Source organism: Abyssisolibacter sp. ZYX002 (assembly GCF_056892235.1).
In genome coordinates, this window is the sequence record NZ_JARMXH010000011.1 from 83,848 (window position 1) to 105,272 (window position 21,425).

The window sequence follows — 21,425 nt, forward strand, 5'->3', positions numbered from 1 at the left end:
ATTATATATAGTGAATTCTAAAATGAGTGAAATTCAAGGAATCAAAAATACTGAGGATATGAGCGTACTAACGTACGCGATTAGTCTCAGTATTTTTGATGACGCAGAAGTTTGCCATTTTAGGATTCACTAGCCCAATCAGCGGGATAAGTGATATACACAAACCTAGCATGATCTGGTACACTAAACTGTATTGATGTATTTTTAGGGATAAATATGATATCACCTTTATTCCCTATTACTCTTCTACCATCTATTACTATCTCTAGCGTTCCATCTATTATATAGTCTATTTCATCGTATGTTAGTGTCCAGTCAAATGTTGTTTTAGTCATTTCCATTATGCCACAACCTAATCTTGGGCTTTCATCTAATGAGATTACGTCTTTTAGGTAGACATTGTCTCCTTCTTTTCCTGTGTCAAATTTTTCTCCTTTTACGGTGCTTGTTTTTATTGATATTACTCCGCTACTATCTACTGTTTTTTCAAAAGACTCGCTTTTGTTGTTCATTTGCTCACTTATGACTTTTCTTATGATTTCTTCTAACATTTTTTCGTTAATATTTTCTATCATATTTACACCTCTGTATTATTTACTTTGTGCTTTACTTGTTTGAGTGTTTATTGATTTATTTGCTATGAAAACTGCTATTACTACTGCTGTAGCTCCTGCTACTAATTTTCCTACAACCATTGGGAATATCATCTCTTTATTAACACCAGCTGTAAATCCTAGATGATCGCCAAATACAAATGATGCGCTTACTGCAAAGGCAACGTTTATTATTTTCCCACGGTCATCCATATCCTTCATTAGACCAAACATAGGTATGTTGTTTGCAAGTGTTGCAACCATTCCTGCTGCTGCTACATCCCCCATACCTAAAAGTCTTCCTAGTTTAAGTAAAGGCTTGTTGAACACTTTTGTTATTACGTATACCATCGGGAATGCTCCTGCTAACATTAAAGCTATAGATCCTACTATTGATATACCTTCTGAAACTGGCGCCATACCTGGTATTACTACATATCCTGTTAGAGTTTCTATTATTATTGCTGCTAGTCCTACTGTTATAACTGCAACTACACCTTTTCCGAAAATAGTAAAGCCTTTTATCATCTTTTCTGGTAACTTCCAAAGTCCTATTGCTAGTAACAGTGATACTATTATGATAGGTATAAGGTTTTTGATTATCAATGTTATACTAAATCCTGCTACTAATCCACCTACTAAACATCCTATCGGTATTGTTATAAGACCTGCTAATATACCAGTTGCTAAGAATTTGTGATCTTTTTTATCTATGATACCTAATGCTACTGGTATTGTAAATACGATAGTTGGTCCCATCATACTACCTAATATTAAACCTGCGAATAATCCTGCATCTGCATTCTGTGCGAGTTCCATAGCTAATGGATAACCACCCATATCATTTGCTAGTAATGTTGTAGCAAACATTGAAGGGTCAGCTCCTAGCGCTGTGTATATAGGCACTACTACTGGTTTCAAAACTTTTGCTAAAACTGGAGCAAGTGATACTACCCCTACCATGGCTAATGCTAATGAACCCATTGCCATTATACCTTCTTCAAATTGCTCACCAAGACCAAATTTATTACCTATTATTTTATCTAAAGCTCCTAAAACCATAAATGCCACCATTATATATACAATAATTTCATTGATACTCATATATAATATCCTCCTCTTATTAACTCTAGCGATTCTAAAGTTTTTTATTTGATTAACTAAGGCAGTATTACAAATCTATACGTTCTAATACTCTTTTTGTTATACAGTTTATTTTATTTTGGTCATATATCTTAAAATCCTCTACTAAAACTTTTGCTATTAGTGTTACAATCTGAGAACTTTCATCATTCTCTTGTTCTTGTTCTTGTTTTTGTTTTTTCTGCCCGTATACTATAGTTATGTTTTTATTCCTAAGCATATCTTTAGCACTAGGAGACAGTATCATTTTTTGTTCAACATAAAACTCACTATCACCTTGTTCCATAAATTGTGATAAATTATTCTTGGTTACAAGAAGTTTACCCATTATATCACCTCTTTCTAAAGCAATTTGTCAAATAGTTCTTTTCGAGGTGAAGGAATTACTACCTTGTTTACTAGCATGCCATTATCTCCTCCAACTCTTGCACCAGCCTCTATTGCTTCTGTTACTCCACTAACATCTCCTGTAAGTGTTATGAAGGCTTTTCCTCCTATACCATAACCTAATCTTACCTCAATTAAATCGACTGATGCCGCTTTTGCTGCTTCGTCTGCTGCTACTATACATGTCGCTATACTAAAGAACTCTAGCACACCTAAAGCATTGACTTTTGAAATATTTGTTGCTGAATTTATTGCATTTATTAATTGTGGATGTATGCTTGGAAGGACTAGTGTATCAAGCACAAAAGCACGTCCAACTTCTTTGCCTACTTCTATTGCTGTTTTTACGTCACCTACATCTCCTGATATTAACACAATATACTTGCCTGGGCATATTGAATGTGATTTTAATAGCTCAACCGAGGCTGCTTTGATTATAGCATCTGCAACTTCTATCCCTTTTGCTATACTGTTTAATTCTATTAGTCCTATTGTTCTAATCATTGGTTCACCTCACTATCTTTCATAATAGCAATATATTCTCCTACTTCACATACTTTTCCAATTATACTAGCATGTATATTAGCTCCTAAAGTTCCTAACTCAATTTTTCCAATGAGTTGTCCCTTCTCTACAATATCTCCAACCTTTACTACGGGTGAAGCAGGTTTGCCAATATGTTGTGATAATGGAATATATACTTTTTGTGCCTTTATATTCTCTATTTCGCCCAGTTTAGTGTCTTTGTAAATATTCAAGTCTAATCTTGAAATCAACCTTGATACTGGTACTTTTCTATATTCTCTAAGTTGGTTTACTTCATTTAACGGTTTTCTATCATAGCGAACACCGTTATTTCTAAGTTCATTTTTTATAAAAGCATTTACAAGTCTTGGTGAAAGCCCCATTGGACATGCATATAGTTCACATACACCACATTCGCTACATATCAATGCTTCCATTAGTGTATCTTTATTTTTTACTCCTGCACCCATTGCTCGCATTATTTTATGAGGTCTTAACTGATGACCCATTAAATTTCTAGGGCACATATCTGTACACATCTTACACTGTATACATGCTGTCCTTGCTTGATTAATAATTTGAGTTATTGGTTTTAATTTTCTTTTAACCATGTAATGATCTGCTGGTATTACGATAAGTGATCCCAATGTTTTTGTGATGTAAGTAGTTTTAGCATCTTCTTTGTCTATGATTTTTCCCATCATAGGCCCTCCCAAAATTATCTTATAATCTTCACGTACTACTCCACCACAGTATTTTAAAGCTTCGCTAACTGCCAAACCTATTGGTGCTTTTAGAAACTTTGGCTCTTTTACTTCTCCGACTACTGTCAGATACTTATCTACAACAGGATTGTCATTTATAGCATCATATATATTTACTACTGTTGCTACATTGTTAACTACAACACCTACATCTAATGGTATTCCTCCTGCTGGTATAACTCTTTTAGTTACTTCGTAAACCATAACCTGTTCATCCCCAGCAGGGTAGAAATTTTCAAATGTATGAATCTTTACATTTGATTTTAAATCATCTATAGCATTTTGTAAGGATTTAATTTCTTCTTTGTATTTGCTCTTAAGAGCTATAATCATATGCTCTGCTTTAACTGACTCTGCCATTTTCTCTATAGCTATGATTATTTGATTACTTCTTTGTCTCATTAGATATTTATCAACTTCTAGCAAAGGTTCACATTCTGCTGAGTTGATAATGAGGTATTCTACTTGACAATTGAGTTTTATATGAGTTGGAAATCCAGCCCCTCCTACCCCTACAACTCCACTGTTATATATTTTGTCTAAAAGCTCCATATCTTGCCTCCTTTATATATATGAAGTCTATCTTTATTGCTGATTTTACTCCTGCATAGATAACTCAGCGTTATTTAAGTTCTATGTTTTTATCTATTTCGATTTCATCTATTATACCAATTATACTAGCGTCTATTGGTGCATTGTCTTTTTCAATTGTTTTTCTAGCAGAACTACCTTTTACTACAAGTACTGTATCTCCTATTCCAGCTCCTACACTATCTGTGGCAACAAAAGAATTCAATGGTCTATCATCGTAATAATCTATTGGTTTTACTACCAACAGTTTGAGTCCTGTTAGACCTTCTTCTTTTCTAGTTGCCCAAACGTTTCCTACTACTTTACCTAAAATCACAGATATCACCCTTTCTTTGTTATGTTTATATCATTAATTTTAATATAATCTGACGCCAATGGTGATATTATTGATTTATCGTTAATCTGGATTGTATCATGTCCTGCTTCATAAACTTTCTTTACATCAGATTCTACTATGATTTTTTTGTTTATAACCGTTTTACCTATTTTTAATGTTTCATCAGTTTTTGATTTTTGTAAATGTAAGTCCTCTTGCTTGATTATAGTCATACCATATTCTTTTAGTTTTTCTTCATATGATTTAAACATGTCATAATACGAGGCGTTGGCTAACCCTTTGAATTTTCTATAAGCTATACCTTCTTCTAGTAATGTTATTTGCTTTCCTCTTAATAATGTCTCTGATATAGCCAACGTAACTTCATCATCTGCTACTCCTAATGCTAATTTTGCCAATGCATTATTTTCTAGCTTAGGAACTATTATATAGTCAATTTGAGCTAAATCTACGCCTTGACCTATCTGATCTAAAAATAATATATTGCTGTAATTTATAGAAAGTAATTCATATAGTTTCTCATATTCTTTTGATTTATTACCAGCAATAAGGACTTTCTTTGAATCTTTTATTTCTCCTGCACTTTCTAATCTATTTAGAACTTCTTTTGTAACCATTTCAATGATATGCTTTATATCCATATAATTTCCTCCTACAAAGTACAGTTCATAGCTATTCCTAATGGAGTCACTAAAAATGGATTTGTTGGTTTATGAGTTTTTATTCCTATCTCTTTCTCAAAAACCTCTTCTATTCCGTCTAAGCAACATGTTCCTCCTACAAGGTATATATCATCTACATCATAGTTTTTTATATGGCTCTTAACTATAGTTGCCATCTTCTGAATCACTGGTCTAACTATGGTAAATACTTCCCTTTGACGTTTTTTGTCTTTTTTTATGTCTTCTGCTTCTTCAAATGTAACTTTATAATTTCCTGCAACTACTAAAGATAAATGTGTACCTCCTGTTGCCTCATCTGCTGTGTATATAACTTGTCCATCTTTCAATATAGATAGCCCTGTTGTGCCTCCTCCTATATCCACTATAACTCCATTCTTGATATCTAATACTGCATTAGCTGCTGTAGGCTCATCAAGTATTGCTACAACTTCCATCCCTGATCCTTCTACTACGTATTTATGTGTTTTACTATCTGACTCTTGTGTTCCAGGTGGTACTGCTATTGCAGCGTTTCTAAGCTCAACTTGCAATCTTTCCTCTAGCTTTGCCTTCAGTTCTCTGACTATACGAGATGCCCCAATATAATCAACTACTAATCCATCTTTTAAGACCTGAGCAAATTGCATCTCGCATGCTATAGGTTTTTTTTGTTTATCTAGTACAACTAATACAATATATGCTGTACCTAAATCAACACCTACTAGGACATTTTCTCCTTTGTTAAACTGCTCAGTATTTTTTATGCTATTTTCTACTTTGCTTATAAGAGCATCTACTCTATCAAAGTTCATAGGAAATTTCCTTTCTTCAATTTAAATTATAGCTTCACTATTTTTCCATGTGCGTTTTTATTTAAACCTGCCGCATTTGCTTCATCAAAGTCTATATGCATACTTAACTTGTATGCATCACTTACTCTAACTACTACTTCCTCAAACACTATAGGTCTATCTCCTTTTACTCTTACTGCTACTATTTCTTTGTCTTTTACTCCCAATCTCTTCGCATCTTTGGTATCCATATGGATATGCCTCTTAGCTACTATAGTTGATTCAAGTGCCTCTACTACTCCCTTATCACCTGCTATGAATATGGACTGACTACCATCTAAATTACCCGATTCTCTTACTGGAGGTTTTATCCCTAGTGCCCTAGCATCTGTGTTTGATACTTCAACTTGTGTTTTGTTTCTGGGTGGTCCAAGTATTGCTACATTTTTGATTACACCTTTTGGCCCAATAAGTGTAACTCTCTCATTATATTGGAACTGACCCGGCTGTGATAGTTCTTTTTTGACTGTCATTTGATAACCCTCTCCAAATAATTTCTCTATATGCTTATCACACAAATGTACGTGTCTTGCTGAGATTTCTACTGGAAACGCTTGTTCATCTTTTTTGGTCAGTTCTTTTATTACTAGTTCTACTATCTCTTTTATTTTGCTCTCTTGCACTAACTCCCCTCCTTTCTTAATATAGCCCTACTTTGTACTTGCACATAATAATATAGATAACACTACTAAGCCTATTGAGCGACTTCAAGATATCTACTCTATCCACTTTATGCCCATTTCTAAATGTATTTATCCCCGCTATCTCAACTTCTCTTATAGCACTTCTTAATGAATTTAGCTTTATTATTGTTTCTCCCATTTCGTAATCAGGCAATATGTGATCTATATTATAATGCTTCTTCGGATTATGCGATATATCTCTAATTTGTTTTTCACTTAGTCCTAATAATTCTATTTGTTTTAATGGTTCTTCTAAAACCTCTGCTCTTAATATTTCTCTCACAAACTTTAGTATTTCGTCTAAATCGTTTGTAAGTGAATCAAGCTTTATATTTTCTGTGTAAACCATCATTTCCAGCAATAGCGATTGAAAACTATCTATCTTACCTCTAAAAATGATTCTCTCATCATCTTTATAGACTAATTTATTACCATACATGTGCGTCATGTATTCTGGTTTTTCTTCATAAAAACCACCTGTATAATAATCTATAAACTTTGGAGCTATTTTTTTGTCAGGAGCTTTTATTGGCTTATATACATTGCTTTGCTTGTCTTTTCCCAAACTTTCTTTTTTGTAAACATTTTCATCTCCATCTTTATATACCAACTCAACACATTTATCTTTTAGATACTGCCTAGCTGAAGGAGTTATTATTGTTTTCTTGCTTACAAGGTACTGTTTTGGGGTATTGTTTTTAAACTCTGCTCGAAGCGTTGCTTCGGTCAAAACTCTCATGGTTTCACTCCCTTTTGTTGTAGCTAAAACTAAGTATATGTGCAAATAGGGGCTATCTTTTAATGCAAATTACTGCACGATACCCCTATTTACACTTATTTTGGGTGATTTTATTATCCTTCTATTTTTGGTAATATCATTTCTACTTCACTATGTGGTCTTGGTATAACGTGTACTGAAAGTAATTCTCCTACTCTTTCTGCTGCCGCTGCACCTGCATCTGTTGCAGCTTTAACAGCTCCAACATCTCCTCTTACCATAACTGTAACTAAACCTCCACCAATTTGTTGTTTTCCTATTAGTGTAACATTTGCTGCCTTAACCATTGCATCTGCTGCTTCTACTGCACCTACTAACCCTTTTGTTTCTATCATTCCTAATGCGTTCATACTAGCCATTTATAATTCCTCCTTGATTTTTATTTTATATTTTTTAGTTGCTCTAGAACTAACTTAGTTATAAGCGATACATCTACTTGCTCACCAGCTGCATCATTGTTTTGCATATCATTTACTCCATATGCCAGTCTTCTTATATTGATTAAATTCATAGGTGTTACGTTATCTGAAGTTGCACTCCCTCCAATTGCACCACATCCCAATGTAAGTGATGGAGCTAAGTTTGTTGTTATTCCAACAGCTCCTTGAGATGATGGCGTATTTACTAAAAGTCTTGATACTGGTTTTTTTAGTGCAAATTCTCTTATTATATCATCATTTTCAGAATGTATAACTAAACTATGTCCCATACCGTCATTCTGTAGTAGTTTATAGCTTACTTCACATCCTTCTTTCCAGTCACTTACTGTAAAGAATCCTAGTAAACATGTAAGTTTTTCTTTTGAAAATGGATATTGCTTACCGATACCTTTTTCCTCACAAACAAGTACCTTTGTTCCAACAGGTATATCTATACCTGCCATTTTGGCTATATCGGTCGCTGATTTTCCTACTATTTTAGGATTCATACCTCCATTTGGTCTTTCCATTATTTTTACTACTTTATCTAACTTCTCACCTGTTAGGAAGTATCCTCCTTTAGTAATCAATTCTTCTTTTACTTGATTTGCTATAGGATAGTCCACTACTATTGATTGCTCTGATGCACATATAGTACCATTGTCAAATGTTTTACTTGCAAGTATTCTTTCTATCGCCTTCTTGATATTAGCACTTTTTTCTATATATGCTGGCACGTTACCTGGACCAACTCCAAGTGCAGGTGTCCCTGAACTATAAGCTGCTTTTACCATCGCCGAGCCACCTGTAGCAAGTATTAGCGCTACATCATCATTTTTCATTAACTCATCTGTGCCTTGCAATGTTGGTAGACTATGGCAACTAACTAGTCCCTTTGGTGCTCCCATTTTCTCTAATACTTCATTAATAACATCAACTGTCCTACTTATACAATTTTTTGCACTTGGATGAGGACTAAATACTATTGCATTTCCTGACTTAAGTGCTATTAGTGCCTTATAGATTGTTGTTGATGTAGGGTTAGTTGAAGGTATCAAAGCTGTTATTACACCAACAGGAGTACCTATCTCTACTATTTTTTTGTCTTTATCTTCGTTTATTATCCCTAGTGTTTTCATGTCTTTTATATATTCATATAGTTTTTCACTAGCTAATTTGTTTTTCTCTACTTTATCCTGCCATTTTCCAAAACCAGTTTCTTCGTGTGCTAATTTTGCTAATTCCACAGATGCTGATAATGTTGATTTTGCAACCTCTTTGACTATTTCATCTATTCTTTGTACATTGAAACTTGCAAATTCTTTTTGTGCTATTACAGCATTTCTTACCAGAGTTCTAGCTTCTTGAATGGATTTTAAATCTTTATCTTCCAAATACATCTTAATCCACCTCCGTTAATGCTTGTCTTAATGCATTTAATAGTTCTTCTTTTTTAGCAAATTTTATTTCTTCTTTAGTGATATTTATTCTTTTTACTTGTCTAGCTATTTTTCTTAGCTCAACAACCTTCATGCTTTTGAATATCTCAATGTCATTAAATAGAATTTTTTTACCTTTATGATAAACATATATCTCTTTTGATGATTTATTTTCTTCTACTTTTTCTATCTCTTCTTTAGTTTCTATGTCAATTTTTTGTTTTGAAATAAACCTGTCTTCTTGTGATAAATAATATGTTTTATCCTCTACTACTTTCTCTAAACCAATACCCGGTCTAGCAATAACATTGATAGATACAACTTCTCCAACTCTAGCTGCTGCTGTACTACCAGCATCTATAGCTGCTTTGACTGCACCTACATCTCCTTGTATGATAATTGTAACCAGCCCTTTACCTACAAAGTGACTGTTGATTAACTGTACATTTGCTGCCTTCAAACAAGAATCCGCGGCTTCTACGGCGCTAATATACCCATAGGTTTCTATAAAGCCTAGTGCTTGTTTTAACATAATATCACCATCTAATATTTATTTGGATTGTCTGCAACATATTTTACTGCATCTGCAAATGCTTCACATGCAGCTTTACATGCTGATTGACTGCCTGTAAGTAACCCTCCACCAAAGTTAGTCTCTGATGGTGGCCCAAAAAATTCTTTTAACTCAACATCTGCTGCCTTCAATGCAACATCTAGTGCATACATTGACTCTATTGGAGGAGCTATCAAATAAGCCAATGCTTTTCCTTCTTCTATACCTGCTGTTTCAGATAAATACGAACCTGTTCTTGATACACAATGAGCATAATATGCTATAGAATCATCTTCATTTGCACTATAGAAACATGCATCATTTTCTATAAAATCTATTGCCGCATTTAAGCCACTTCTAACTTCTGCTGGACTAGGTCCTGAAAGAATACCTATAAACTCCCCTGCTAGTTTTGTGTTTGCATTTGCTGCTCCACCATAGAATGATTTTGCGTATACTACTTTTACATCTGCTTTCTTTGTCGCCTCGTCTATAGCTGTATATCCTACATCATCACAGTCTGTAGTTATCATTCCTATACTTCTATGCCCTTGTGGAAGTTCTAGTTTTTTAGCCATTTCTCTATCTAGACTTGGTATTAATTTAACACTTAAAACTGATGTGCGTAATGGATCATTTCTCATACTATTTCACCTCTCATTAAAGTTTTAAATCCAAACCACTTGCTTTATTGTCTAATATTTTCTTTATTATCTCTGCTATATGTGCTCCTGCTTCTGCCGCTGAAGTACCACCTTTGTGTATATTAGAGATAACTGTTCTATTTGATTCAGGCATACCTACTGTAGCTTTATATGCCATATAACAACTCATACTCTCTCCTGTTGCAAGCCCTGGTCTTTCACCTATCAATACTACTGTTACCTCTGCCTCTAGTGCTTCTGATATTGCATCCATAGCAGGTACTCTACCATACTTAACAAAGAACGGCTTGCCCATATCAATGTTGTAACCTTTTAGCCCTTGTTTTATTGCCATTAATGCATCTTTAGCATTAGTCTCTACTGCTGTTGAACTCAACCCATCTGATACGTATATTTGTACTCTTGGTTTCATAGTACAATTCTCTTTAATTTTGCTAATTGCTTCATCGCTAAATTTTTTGCCCAAGTCAGGTCTTGTTAAGTATTCATCTTTATCTTTGCAAAGTGTTTCTACTGAAAACTTACCTATTTCTCTTATAAATTCATCTGAAACATTATTAAATACTGCATCTTGTGCTACTGCGTGATCTGCTCTAAACCTCAGTAATGTTTCTGTTTTATATCTTGGCCCTGCTCTCCATATTCCTACTCTAGCAGGTGTCTTTTCTTTAAATTTCATGTACGAATCTTTATTTTCTGGATTAGGTACATTAAATATTTTGTTTGTTTCCATCTCAGTGATATCTGGGATATCAACATCTTCACAACATACTGTATTAACTTTCGTTTCTACTTGTGGCTTTTCTTTTGTTTCCATTTTGATTAAAACTTCTTCTATTATACTTTTTATTTGCTTTTCAGAAATCATACTATACCTCCTTATCTCGTTATTTTAGGAATATTGAAGCATCCCCAGTTTTTCCTGTCATTCTACCATTTTCATAAAGTCCCATTTTCTCTAACCATTGCTCAAACTCTTTTATTGGTCTTAGATTTAGCACTTGTCTTAGTGATGGTGCTTCGTGGTATCCTGTACATTGGTAATTGAGCATGATATCATCACCGTTTGGTATACCCATGAAATAATTACAACCAGCTGCAGCTAATAAAACTCCTAAGTTCTCTATATCATTTTGATCAGCTTTCATGTGGTTAGTGTAACATGCATCAACTCCCATTGGGATTCCTGTAAGTTTACCCATGAAATGGTCTTCTAATCCTGCACGAATTACTTGTTTGTTGTCATACAGATACTCTGGACCTATAAACCCAACAACTGTATTTACTAAGAATGGGCTATAATTCTTTGCCAATCCATAGCATCTTGCCTCTAATGTTACTTGGTCTACACCATGATGAGCATCTGATGATAACTCAGAGCCTTGTCCTGTCTCAAAGTACATCACGTTTGGTCCCGAAGCTGTACCTTCTTTCAACATCAGCTCTTGTGCTTCTTTTAATAATTTTCCTGTTACTCCAAATGCTTCGTTACCTTTCTGGGTACCAGCTATACTCTGGAATATCATATCTGATGGAGCCCCACTCTTTACAGCATCCATTTGAGTTGTTACATGTGCTAATACACAGTTTTGAGTAGGTATTTGCCATTTTTCCTTTATATCTTGGAACATATTTAGTATGTTCTTTACACTATCTACTGTATCGTTTACTGGATTCAATCCTATTACTGCATCTCCAACACCATAGCTTAATCCTTCTAATAATGAAATCTTGATACCATCTAAGTCATCTGTTGTATGGTTTGGCTGTAATCTAAATGCCAAAGTCCCTTCTTTACCTATTGTTGTATTACAATGTGCAGTTATTCGTATCTTGCTTGCAGCATATACTAAATCTAAATTAGACATTATCTTTGTTACTGCTGCAACCATCTCACTTGTTAAACCTCTGCTTATTCTTCTGATATCAGCTCCTGTTGTATTTTGATCTAATAACCATTCTCTAAGTTCGGATACTGACCAATTTTTTATTTCACCATATATCCTTTCATTGACATTGTCCTGAATGATTCTTGTTACTTCATCTTCTTCATATGGTACTGCTGGGTTATTTCTAAGTGTTTCTAATGTCATGTTACTTAGTACTTCTTTAGCAGCTATCATCTCTGTTACTGATTCAGCTGCAATACCTGCTAGCTTGTCTCCTGATTTTTCTTCATTTGCTCTAGCAAGGACTTGATTAACATCTTTGAACTGATATACAGTTCCAAATAGTTTTGTTTTTAATCTCATTTTGTCTCTCCCTTCTTATTTTAGGTTATTAATAATTTAATAATAATGTCTTAACAATGACAGGAACTACCTTACCATTAGCTACTGAGTTACCTATATCAATATAATCACCATTCTCTACATGAACACTGTCAATACAAACAACTTCTTTCTTGTAACCCACTCTTGCTTTAAGAGTTTGTCCTAATACTTTTGCCATATCACTTTCTACTATGATGATTATAGGATAATCTTTTTCTATAATTTCTTTCATCCCGCTTATTATGCTATCTGAAAGCTGTGTGATGTAATTGAAACTAGCACCTTTTTTGCCTTCAAATGCTAAGGCAATTAACTGTGCATCGTTTTCAACTTGAAACCAACTAATTTTATCTTTGATAATCTGACTTATCTTTTCTAAAGGTAGTGATTCTTCTTGCAGGCTGAGTTTTATTATGGGAACATTTTTTATCGGTAAAACATTTTCATCAAATGTAATAGTACTTCCACTTATATCTGTTGTATGCGTTCCAGCTCCAATAACTGTTGCTCTTATTGTTTCACTAGATACTAAAATAGGCTTTTCTTTTAATATGTTTCCATTCTTAATGCTTCGACCTAGTAGTATTCCTATGTCCCCATAACAAAAATCATTAGAAGAATCACTTATATCTATACAATCAGCCACACCACCTGAGAATGATACATAATCTATATTGTAATCTCTTCTTAGGTCATGGTCTGTTGTAATCAAATCTAGTTCTTTTGACTTTTGTTTTATCCCTAAAACTTCCTCTAGTATTTCCTCCATACGATTTGTTATTTTTTTAAGTTTTTCTATTGAAATAGTACTTCCTTCTTGCAATGTTATTCCTATACTCATTGCTAGTTTTTTTATCTTGTCTGATGCATAGAGGATTCTTCTGTCTCTATCTAGTTTTATGAGTCTTCCACCTATATCAAGGCACGCTGTATCTATTACCTCTCCATCTCTAAAAACTGCTATATTGGTTGTTCCTCCACCTATGTCCAAATTAACTACTGTACTGGATCTGTCTTTTGATATTTTAGCTGCATTTGCACCTTTACCTGCTATAATCCCTTCTAATGCTGGTCCTGCTGTAGCTACTACAAAATCACCTGCAAGACCACTCAATGTCTTTAATACCTGTGAAGCATTTTCTTTTCTTGCTGTTTCTCCTGTTATGATAACTGCTCCTGTATCTACATCTGCTGGTTTTATATTTGCTTTTACATACTCTTTTTCTATCAACTTTCTCACTTCATCTGTATCTATTTCTGTAAGCGATTTTAATGGCGTGAAATATATTTCACTTCGATATATTACAGCTTTGTCTACAATCTTTATGCATGGAACACTTACCATTGAAGCTGTATTTCGTATTGTAAGTTTACTAAACACTAGTTGTGTAGTAGATGTTCCTATGTCTATACCAACACTAAGCATTTGCTCCATTATAGTTCCTCCTTATTTACGTCTATAAAAACACAAAGGAGCCAAAAAAATATTATTAAATATTTCTTTGGCTCCTTTGCCTTTATATAAACACTCCATTGTGTCTATTTATTCACTTTTAAAGTCAAACATTGTTCTAGTTCCTTTTGGACTGGATTCTATGATTAGATGCCCTGATAGTTTATCTTTTACTATCTGCTCAACTATCTTTTGTCCAAGATGTCCTTTACTAGCTGACTGAGTATTGAACCCAACTCCATTATCTATTACTGATATACTGGAATATAGACATCCTTTTTGTATTAATATCTCTATGTTCCCTTCTTCTCTATCTGCAAAGCCATGATCTACTGAATTTTGTAGTAGCTCATTTACTATCAGCGCAATGGATGTAGCTTTATCAGAGTTAACTGTGATACTATCACCTATGACTTTTATCTGTATGTTTTTGCCAGGTGGTATACTGTAAACAGTTGTTGTATCTTTTAACCTAGACAATATCGTTTTTATATCTATATCATCAACACCTTTTTGCGCGAGAAGCTCGTGAGTTATTGCTATGCTAAGTATACGACTTATGCTCTCGTTAAAGGCTTTTTTTACTACTTTATTATCAATCCTTCTCGATTGTAAATTCAATAGACTAGCTATAGTCTGTAAATTATTCTTCACTCTATGATGTATTTCTTTTATTGCAACTGATCTTAATATTAATTCTTTTTCTTTTTGTTTTACATCTGTATTGTCTTTTATAAACATCACTACACCGTTTATCTTATCTTTATGTTTTAAAAATGCATATTTTGTCTGTAAGCATAAATTACCGACTATCACTTCGCATACTTCAAAGGTTGAATCTTTCATTATTTTTTCAAAAGATATTCCCCCCAGTACTAGATTATCAAAACCCATGCCTACTATGTTATCTCTATACCCTAGCTTTCTATAAAGATTAATTGCCCCAGGGTTAGCATATGTCGCTATCTTGTTTTTATTAAATATTACAATTGCTTCGTTTATATGTTTAGTTATATTATCTTCCTGATCTTTAAAGGTTAAGAGTGTCTCACTAAGATGCTCAGTTGTCTCTGAAAGTAGTTCCATTTGCCTTGATTGAGCTAAGTGTTGTGTAACATCCTCTTCCATAATCAATACTCCGATAGTTTTTTCTTTATCGTTCTTTATTGGAATTGTATTTTGTATGACTGTTTTGTTTTCTTGTGTTATAGCTTTTAAATCTCTTGTAGCCATCCCTACTTCAAGAGTTCTAAGTGCAGCGGGTTCATTTAATCTGTATGCTAGCTGTCCTACAACAGATGATTCATACATTGATTTGCCTGTTGAAGGTTTTGCTTCTGCAACTACTATCGCTACGTCTGAATCTTTTATTAAACAGTCTATAAAAACATCTGCTCTAACAAGGTCTGCTATCATAGGAAGCATATTAGCTATTTGTTTTAACTTATCTATCTCTAAATCTGATAGCCTTGTGTATTTTTTACATAGTTGCTCTATCATATTTATCACTCCAATAATACACCTAAGATTTACTATTTAACAGTATGGCATTTGCTATTTGTCTCATTGAGCATCTTTTGTTCATACTCAATTTTCTTATCCTGTTGTATGCGCTTTCTTCTGTCAAACCATATGTGTCTATTAGTACACCTTTTGCTTTTTCTATAATCTTTCTGTCTTCTACTTGTTTTTTAGCTTTAAGTGCATCTTTTTTTATGGATTCTATTTGCTTACTTTTTGATAGAGCTATTTCTATTGCTGGCAATAAGCTTCTATCATTAATTGGTTTTACTAAATATCCCATAACGCCTAAATTTTTCGCTTCTTCTACAAATTCTTGTCCACTATATGCAGTAAGCAATATAACGCAATTTGTAAGCTTTTCCTGTGAAATAATCTTTGCAGCCTTTAATCCATTTAAAAGTGGCATTTTAACATCCATGAGTATCAAATCTGGCTTGAATTCACGACACATTTCAATAGCATCAAATCCATCAGCGACTGTAGCCACGACGTTGTAGCCAGCATCTTCTAATATTTCGCTTAGGTCCATTCTAGTAACAGGCTCATCATCGGCTATTACTACTGTTCTTGTCATATTATCCTCCTTTATTAATCAGCAATTAATTTATATGCTTTTTAAATAACTCTTTATATCATCTATACCTTTATTGTTATATGAGCTGACCTCAAATATTTGATCAACCCCTGCTAAATACAAGCTATTTTTATGGAATTCTATGTTTTCAGACTTTAAATCAGTTTTTGTTATTATACCTATTGTGGGTTTGTTAAAAACTGAGGCAAAGCTAGGTGGATAAAGTGATCTTTCGTCCGTAGAATCAATTATAAATCCAATAACATCACAGTCATAAGAAGCAGTTATTAATGCTGTATATAAGCGAGGATTCTCTAGATATTCTCCAGGTGTATCTAGTATACTGTTATTAAACTCCATTGCTTGCGTTTTTTTATATTCTATTTTCTCTTTATTCATAACTTGAGTTAATGTCGATTTACCACTTCCTGAACGCCCTATTAGTATTATCTTTCTCATAAGTTCACCCCATATTCATCGCTAATTATGATTTAGTTATTTTTGCAGGTGTGAAAGCTAAGGTGTTTTCTAATACGTTCATCACTTCTCTTAGCGCTGATTCTACACTTGATACATCACCAACAATAACCAGCGATCCACTAAATCTATCAATAAATCCAATCTCTACTCCAGCGGCTTTAGTTGCAACATCCGCTGCTATTATGGCAGCTTCACTAGGTGTAATAGTAAGAATACCTATTGCATCGCTATATTCAACTGGAAGACCTATCTTTTTATAGATATTTCTTTGTGGGTTTGCTATTAAATGCGCTAATGTAACCTGTTTGCCAGGAACATATTCCTGTATAACTCTTTGTTTTGTTTCCTGCATAATTATCACCTTTCTAATGTTTATGTGTAGAATACTTGAGTGAAAAAAAACGCTCGCTAAAAACGTGTTATCGTTTCCATGCGAGCGTCATTGCTCTATATCTATCGCACCCCATTGTGCGATTTATTTCTTGACCCGATTATATCAAATATAATCCTTTAAGTCAACTGAGATTTTTTTCAAGTAAATCACCTTGAAATTACATATCAACTTATTATATTTTTCTTTTCTTGTATAAAAGATATCGTCATTATAGGATATACATACCATGTAATTACCAATACTGTTGTCCATAAGAGCATAATTTGTTTAATGCCTATTGCAAATAAAATGAATGTAATTATACAACTTAAGCCATTTAGTAAAAATCCTCTTGCTACCCATTTGCCTCTAATTGAATTATTAAAGCAAAATGCAATAAATATATTTGAGATTCCAAAGAAAAACGTCCACCCTAGTATATTAAGAACAGAGACAGGAGAATCAAAATTAAATTGAACTAAATACTCTAATCCTTTTAATGCCCCTTTATTTATACCTACTCTAACACTAGTCCATTGAATGTAATAGTTAGCACTTGATAATAAAAGAAAGATTATCGCAAAACATACCCCGATATTAGCAAGTATTTTCCTCTTTTCACTGACATATCTATTGATAACTAATGATATTATTAAGTATAGAAACGACTGGCAAAATGCCAATATCTGTATGACGACTAATAATCCCTTATACATCCCCTTATACTGTAATACAAAATCATATACCCCATTCCAAGGTTTTGCTGGAAACATTGTAAGAAATACGATATATACAACCAAGTACAAATATCCATTTATGCTCTGCATCAATGTTGACCAATATCCAATTTTTCTAGTCATATCCTCCCCCTATACTAAGAATAAGCTATTTTTTTCTATATGTTTTAAAGTTGTTATTTCTTGTTACTAAGTAGTTTAGTTACGACTTTAGGTATTTTAGCATATCCAGCTTCGTGTCCACCTTCTACTGCTATCACATTGACATTCTTAGATTTTAAAAACTTTATTTCTTTATTTGTTAATCTACCTACTGATTCATCATCTTTGCTATATATATAGGTCACTTTAGACAAATCATGATTCTTTAGCTTTTTTGTATATCTGTTATAACTAAGGCCTGCTGCTAGTTTAGACATATTCTTTGAAAGAGGTTCATCTTCTATATCTTCTGAGACAAATACTTCTCCATTAATGAACATTCCTCCATCTCCTCTTGAGAAATTTTCCCATGTTTCTTCATTAATATCTAATCTTCCAACTGCTAGAATAATGTTATCTGCTATATTCACGCCTCTTTCAAATATTAATTCCTGTACTATAAATGCTCCAAATGAAGCACCTATAATATGAATTTTTTTGCCCTGCTCTTTAAAATACTCTACAACTTTGTATAGATACTCTACACTTTCTTCATCATATTGTATAGCTTTTTCAAAAGGTATCTCTTCATCTAAAAATTTCTCTGGATTTCTAGTTTGCACCTGTTCTACGTTGACCATCATAATTTTTTTATCTATTTGCTCTTTTTTTATAAGGTTATACTCTTCTTTACTTAACTTTGTATCTGGCCCTCCCTGAGCATTAATGATAACTGTATCACTATTGATGTCTCCTTCGATATAACAAAGTTCTCTAATGTCTTTTGGTATTTTACTTTCATTTTTGCTAAGTATATTACTAAATCTACATCCTGATACTAAGATTGATAATATCAATGTTAATACCAAAGATGTTTTAATGGTCTTCTTTAGCATTAAATAAATAACCCCCTATTCATCAAACGGTTTATTTAAGCTCTTGGTCCCTACTAATACAAATCTTCCATCCTTAATTATATCTACATATTCTCCATCTCTTTTAACAGCTAATATAAACTTTATTGCATGATAAGGTATTGTTATATCTGTATGAATGTTAGTATAAGCTTTACTTTTATCTTCTTTTCTGATTATAGATTTTTCATTATCTCTAGCTGTTATTTATTTGTTATCCAAAAGATTGTAAACTGGATTATCCTCTGACCATGCATAGCATATATCACCTATAGCAAAATGTGGTCCCATCTTTTCTACTATTAATATAGGTAATTTTTTAATGATTCCGTATTTTTCAGCTATAACATAAGCCAAAGTATTTGTTCCTATTGCAAATTCTCCAATAGGTAATGTATCATGTGGGAATAATAGATCTTCATGTACATAGTTTTTGTTATCTTCTTCTTTTTCATTCTACCGTCAAACACATATATTCTACCTTGTACACTATTAACTATTTTATTGCTTATCAAAAGGCTCATTTAGTGCTTCTGTTCCCTTTAGTACAAATCTACCGTCTTTTATTATATCAATATATTCGCCATCCTTAGTAACTGATGATATAAATTCTATTGCATAGTATGGTATCGTTATATCTGTATGACGATTTGTATATGCCTTATTTTTATCTTCTTTTCTCAATAATGATTTTTCATTATCTCTAGCTATTATTTCTTTTTCATTTAGTAAATTATATACTGGATTATCTTCAACCCACGCATAGCATGTATCACCTATAGCAAAATGTGGTCCCATTTTTTCAACAATCAATATAGGAAGCTTGTCAATAATACCGTATTTTTCAGCTGTAACATATGCTAATGTATTAGTCCCTATTGCAAACTCTCCCATAGGTAATGTATCATGCGGGAATAAAAGATTTTCTTTTATATAGCTTTTATTATCTTCTTCTTTTTCAAAATTTGCACACGAATAATCTGAAACATATCCGTCTTTAAACTCTATTTTAAAATCAATATACTTTAGCCCATCTAAGAAAACCTCTTCTATATGCAACAATCCATTTGTTCCATTTAGTCTTGGTGAAGTAAATACTTCTCCTAATGGTATATTAACATCAGCTCCACAATTAAAGAAATTAGTTTGCTTACTAGGATCTGATAGTTCTTGCATATTAACCTTCAAATCCGTTAAATTAGCGCCTTTTCCTTTGATATGAACATGCTCTCCTTTATCAAGCACATCAATCATAGCCTGTTGAATTATTTCATTTTCACTATTACCAATCATATTAACCTTTAATATATCATCAAAAATTTCCTCAAAGTTGTCTCCAATAGCTGGCGTTGGAAAAGCTATAATACTAAAGCTAGTTTCTACCTCTGGAATGTATTGCTCCATTATTTCTGATCTGAATATTCTGTTTTTTGATACTAATTCTGTCTGTTCTTTTGAAAATTTAAGTACTTCTTCTTTTTTCTCTGGTGCAAAAGGTTCTTCTCCAAACGTTTCAACTATTACTACTCCAGCATATTCTTTAAGCATGCCTTTTGATTCTTCCAAAGTTTTCTTGAGTGAATTTTGCATCTCCTCTAGGAACCCTTCATCCAACAATAAAGCTTCCTTGAATTTATGGTCATACTGATATTGTTTGTTTGCTGGCGTTGAACTAACTCTTGCCACTAATACATCCAATCCTTTGTCTTTAAAGCTTTTGATAACATATTTAATCATCTTTTCATGACCCAAATTACATATTACTCTAACTACAGTTCTATCATTTCTATCTTTGTTTTCTGTCTCATATCCCCTAAGATATGCTTCTGCCATAGTATTAGCTAATGTTATAAGCTTTTCGTCTGAACACTTTTGTAAAAACTTAGCCGTTTTTATTTCGTTCTCAGTTACTCTTGTACCAAATCTGTAAAGATATCTTATATCTGATAAACTATCATATAGGTTATTGTAAAAGCTATCATCCTTATTATATCCTTCAATTAAACTAATCCTTTTATCTCTATCTGCATACATAAGTTTATATTTTCTGTATATCTTTAATAATTCTTCGTAATTTAGTGAATTATTGCTAACATATTCATACATTTCTATAAATAATCTATTATATCTCTCCATTTCAAATATCTTGTGCTTATATGCATACTGTATATAATTTCTAAATTCTACATAAACACTAGATAAAAATTGACCAAATTTATCCCCAAGTTCTTTAACTGCATAAGCTGGATTTGCATAGCTAGTTTTGTAGTTTTCAGGTAGAAGCTCCTCGTATAGTTCATTATTTTCTTTTTGCAATACTTCTATGTCATTATCAAAATATTCTTCATTCAAACGATTTTCTAATGACGTCATTTTAATTATAAGTTTTCCTGCTTTATTAAAGTAAATGTTAAAATTAGATTTATCACCTTCAACTAGTTTTTCAGTATTGGTAACTATTGTCTTTATTTTACCAACTGTTTCGTTATAGCTAGCTTCAAATTTGTTATTTTCCTGTAAAAACATTTTGTTAATATTTCTCATAACAATACCTCCACTTTATTAT

At 32.9% G+C, this 21,425-nt stretch carries 25 protein-coding genes; all 25 read right to left on the reverse strand.

The genetic code is table 11. The features are described from left to right. Nucleotides 1-119: 119 nt before the first annotated feature. The 25 genes from P3X86_RS19545 to P3X86_RS19665 all read right to left on the reverse strand — a co-directional run bounded on the left by P3X86_RS19545 (nt 120) and on the right by P3X86_RS19665 (nt 21,403). On the reverse strand, nt 120-572 hold the full coding sequence (locus tag P3X86_RS19545; protein WP_483294451.1) for a cupin domain-containing protein: 453 nt from the start codon (nt 570-572) through the stop codon (nt 120-122). A gap of 18 nt (nt 573-590) precedes the next feature. Beyond that, a complete protein-coding gene (eutH, locus tag P3X86_RS19550; protein ID WP_483294422.1) occupies nt 591-1,697 on the reverse strand; it encodes an ethanolamine utilization protein EutH in 1,107 nt (368 codons plus the stop codon). A 67-nt stretch (nt 1,698-1,764) separates the two neighbouring features. Then, the gene (locus P3X86_RS19555; RefSeq protein ID WP_483294423.1) at nt 1,765-2,064 is read right to left on the reverse strand and encodes a hypothetical protein; all 300 of its coding nucleotides are present in this window, start codon (nt 2,062-2,064) and stop codon (nt 1,765-1,767) included. Between the two features lie 14 nt (nt 2,065-2,078). Then, nucleotides 2,079-2,627: a BMC domain-containing protein gene (locus P3X86_RS19560; RefSeq protein ID WP_483294424.1), complete on the reverse strand. Its 549-nt coding sequence runs from the start codon at nt 2,625-2,627 to the stop codon at nt 2,079-2,081. Beyond that, a complete protein-coding gene (locus P3X86_RS19565) occupies nt 2,624-3,964 on the reverse strand; it encodes a 4Fe-4S dicluster domain-containing protein (protein WP_483294425.1) in 1,341 nt (446 codons plus the stop codon). Before P3X86_RS19565 ends, P3X86_RS19560 begins: the two co-directional genes overlap by 4 nt. Nucleotides 3,965-4,034: 70 nt before the next feature. Then, nucleotides 4,035-4,319 (reverse strand): EutN/CcmL family microcompartment protein, encoded by a 285-nt coding sequence (locus tag P3X86_RS19570; protein ID WP_483294426.1) that lies wholly within the window; start codon nt 4,317-4,319, stop codon nt 4,035-4,037. Nucleotides 4,320-4,324: 5 nt separating this feature from the next. Next, a complete protein-coding gene (locus tag P3X86_RS19575; protein WP_483294427.1) occupies nt 4,325-4,981 on the reverse strand; it encodes a hypothetical protein in 657 nt (218 codons plus the stop codon). An 11-nt stretch (nt 4,982-4,992) separates the two neighbouring features. Beyond that, the gene (eutJ, locus tag P3X86_RS19580) at nt 4,993-5,814 is read right to left on the reverse strand and encodes an ethanolamine utilization protein EutJ (RefSeq protein WP_483294428.1); all 822 of its coding nucleotides are present in this window, start codon (nt 5,812-5,814) and stop codon (nt 4,993-4,995) included. A 26-nt stretch (nt 5,815-5,840) separates the two neighbouring features. Beyond that, complete coding sequence (pduL, locus tag P3X86_RS19585) at nt 5,841-6,476, reverse strand: phosphate propanoyltransferase (protein ID WP_483294429.1); 636 nt, start codon at nt 6,474-6,476, stop codon at nt 5,841-5,843. 16 nt (nt 6,477-6,492) lie between these two features. Further along, nucleotides 6,493-7,275: a cobalamin adenosyltransferase gene (locus P3X86_RS19590; protein ID WP_483294430.1), complete on the reverse strand. Its 783-nt coding sequence runs from the start codon at nt 7,273-7,275 to the stop codon at nt 6,493-6,495. A gap of 113 nt (nt 7,276-7,388) precedes the next feature. Then, nucleotides 7,389-7,673 (reverse strand): ethanolamine utilization microcompartment protein EutM, encoded by a 285-nt coding sequence (gene eutM / locus P3X86_RS19595; RefSeq protein WP_483294431.1) that lies wholly within the window; start codon nt 7,671-7,673, stop codon nt 7,389-7,391. 20 nt (nt 7,674-7,693) lie between these two features. Next, nucleotides 7,694-9,133 (reverse strand): acetaldehyde dehydrogenase (acetylating), encoded by a 1,440-nt coding sequence (locus P3X86_RS19600; protein WP_483294432.1) that lies wholly within the window; start codon nt 9,131-9,133, stop codon nt 7,694-7,696. 1 nt (nt 9,134) lies between these two features. Continuing rightward, a complete protein-coding gene (locus P3X86_RS19605) occupies nt 9,135-9,704 on the reverse strand; it encodes a BMC domain-containing protein (protein ID WP_483294433.1) in 570 nt (189 codons plus the stop codon). 11 nt (nt 9,705-9,715) lie between these two features. Then, a complete protein-coding gene (gene eutL / locus P3X86_RS19610; RefSeq protein WP_483294434.1) occupies nt 9,716-10,369 on the reverse strand; it encodes an ethanolamine utilization microcompartment protein EutL in 654 nt (217 codons plus the stop codon). Nucleotides 10,370-10,385: 16 nt separating this feature from the next. Further along, complete coding sequence (eutC, locus tag P3X86_RS19615; protein ID WP_483294452.1) at nt 10,386-11,255, reverse strand: ethanolamine ammonia-lyase subunit EutC; 870 nt, start codon at nt 11,253-11,255, stop codon at nt 10,386-10,388. A gap of 22 nt (nt 11,256-11,277) precedes the next feature. Beyond that, nucleotides 11,278-12,642, reverse strand: coding sequence for an ethanolamine ammonia-lyase subunit EutB (locus tag P3X86_RS19620; RefSeq protein ID WP_483294435.1), 1,365 nt, complete (start codon nt 12,640-12,642; stop codon nt 11,278-11,280). Between the two features lie 28 nt (nt 12,643-12,670). Continuing rightward, entirely contained in the window at nt 12,671-14,098 is a 1,428-nt protein-coding gene (gene eutA / locus P3X86_RS19625) for an ethanolamine ammonia-lyase reactivating factor EutA (RefSeq protein WP_483294436.1), read from the reverse strand. Between the two features lie 108 nt (nt 14,099-14,206). Continuing rightward, a complete protein-coding gene (locus P3X86_RS19630) occupies nt 14,207-15,616 on the reverse strand; it encodes a histidine kinase N-terminal domain-containing protein (protein WP_483294437.1) in 1,410 nt (469 codons plus the stop codon). A gap of 22 nt (nt 15,617-15,638) precedes the next feature. Then, a complete protein-coding gene (locus P3X86_RS19635; RefSeq protein WP_483294438.1) occupies nt 15,639-16,214 on the reverse strand; it encodes an ANTAR domain-containing response regulator in 576 nt (191 codons plus the stop codon). Between the two features lie 30 nt (nt 16,215-16,244). Next, on the reverse strand, nt 16,245-16,673 hold the full coding sequence (locus tag P3X86_RS19640; RefSeq protein ID WP_483294439.1) for a EutP/PduV family microcompartment system protein: 429 nt from the start codon (nt 16,671-16,673) through the stop codon (nt 16,245-16,247). Between the two features lie 25 nt (nt 16,674-16,698). Next, nucleotides 16,699-17,049, reverse strand: coding sequence for an ethanolamine utilization microcompartment protein EutS (gene eutS / locus P3X86_RS19645; RefSeq protein ID WP_483294453.1), 351 nt, complete (start codon nt 17,047-17,049; stop codon nt 16,699-16,701). Nucleotides 17,050-17,252: 203 nt separating this feature from the next. Continuing rightward, complete coding sequence (locus P3X86_RS19650; RefSeq protein ID WP_483294440.1) at nt 17,253-17,927, reverse strand: hypothetical protein; 675 nt, start codon at nt 17,925-17,927, stop codon at nt 17,253-17,255. A 53-nt stretch (nt 17,928-17,980) separates the two neighbouring features. Further along, on the reverse strand, nt 17,981-18,841 hold the full coding sequence (locus P3X86_RS19655; RefSeq protein WP_483294441.1) for a hypothetical protein: 861 nt from the start codon (nt 18,839-18,841) through the stop codon (nt 17,981-17,983). 225 nt (nt 18,842-19,066) lie between these two features. Further along, nucleotides 19,067-19,216: a hypothetical protein gene (locus P3X86_RS19660; RefSeq protein WP_483294442.1), complete on the reverse strand. Its 150-nt coding sequence runs from the start codon at nt 19,214-19,216 to the stop codon at nt 19,067-19,069. A 144-nt stretch (nt 19,217-19,360) separates the two neighbouring features. Continuing rightward, a complete protein-coding gene (locus P3X86_RS19665; protein WP_483294443.1) occupies nt 19,361-21,403 on the reverse strand; it encodes an aminopeptidase in 2,043 nt (680 codons plus the stop codon). Nucleotides 21,404-21,425 lie beyond the last annotated feature (22 nt).

Coding starts and splice junctions, on each gene's coding strand:
- P3X86_RS19555 (WP_483294423.1), bottom strand. CDS start 2,064: ATGGGTAAACTTCTTGTAACCAAGAATAATTTATCACAATTTATGGAA.
- P3X86_RS19630 (WP_483294437.1), bottom strand. CDS start 15,616: ATGATAGAGCAACTATGTAAAAAATACACAAGGCTATCAGATTTAGAG.
- eutH (WP_483294422.1), bottom strand. CDS start 1,697: ATGAGTATCAATGAAATTATTGTATATATAATGGTGGCATTTATGGTT.
- P3X86_RS19605 (WP_483294433.1), bottom strand. CDS start 9,704: ATGTTAAAACAAGCACTAGGCTTTATAGAAACCTATGGGTATATTAGC.
- P3X86_RS19590 (WP_483294430.1), bottom strand. CDS start 7,275: ATGAGAGTTTTGACCGAAGCAACGCTTCGAGCAGAGTTTAAAAACAAT.
- eutJ (WP_483294428.1), bottom strand. CDS start 5,814: ATGAACTTTGATAGAGTAGATGCTCTTATAAGCAAAGTAGAAAATAGC.
- P3X86_RS19620 (WP_483294435.1), bottom strand. CDS start 12,642: ATGAGATTAAAAACAAAACTATTTGGAACTGTATATCAGTTCAAAGAT.
- P3X86_RS19635 (WP_483294438.1), bottom strand. CDS start 16,214: ATGACAAGAACAGTAGTAATAGCCGATGATGAGCCTGTTACTAGAATG.
- eutL (WP_483294434.1), bottom strand. CDS start 10,369: ATGAGAAATGATCCATTACGCACATCAGTTTTAAGTGTTAAATTAATA.
- P3X86_RS19600 (WP_483294432.1), bottom strand. CDS start 9,133: ATGTATTTGGAAGATAAAGATTTAAAATCCATTCAAGAAGCTAGAACT.
- P3X86_RS19565 (WP_483294425.1), bottom strand. CDS start 3,964: ATGGAGCTTTTAGACAAAATATATAACAGTGGAGTTGTAGGGGTAGGA.
- P3X86_RS19560 (WP_483294424.1), bottom strand. CDS start 2,627: ATGATTAGAACAATAGGACTAATAGAATTAAACAGTATAGCAAAAGGG.
- eutA (WP_483294436.1), bottom strand. CDS start 14,098: ATGGAGCAAATGCTTAGTGTTGGTATAGACATAGGAACATCTACTACA.
- P3X86_RS19640 (WP_483294439.1), bottom strand. CDS start 16,673: ATGAGAAAGATAATACTAATAGGGCGTTCAGGAAGTGGTAAATCGACA.
- P3X86_RS19665 (WP_483294443.1), bottom strand. CDS start 21,403: ATGAGAAATATTAACAAAATGTTTTTACAGGAAAATAACAAATTTGAA.
- P3X86_RS19655 (WP_483294441.1), bottom strand. CDS start 18,841: ATGCTAAAGAAGACCATTAAAACATCTTTGGTATTAACATTGATATTA.
- P3X86_RS19650 (WP_483294440.1), bottom strand. CDS start 17,927: ATGACTAGAAAAATTGGATATTGGTCAACATTGATGCAGAGCATAAAT.
- eutM (WP_483294431.1), bottom strand. CDS start 7,673: ATGGCTAGTATGAACGCATTAGGAATGATAGAAACAAAAGGGTTAGTA.
- P3X86_RS19575 (WP_483294427.1), bottom strand. CDS start 4,981: ATGGATATAAAGCATATCATTGAAATGGTTACAAAAGAAGTTCTAAAT.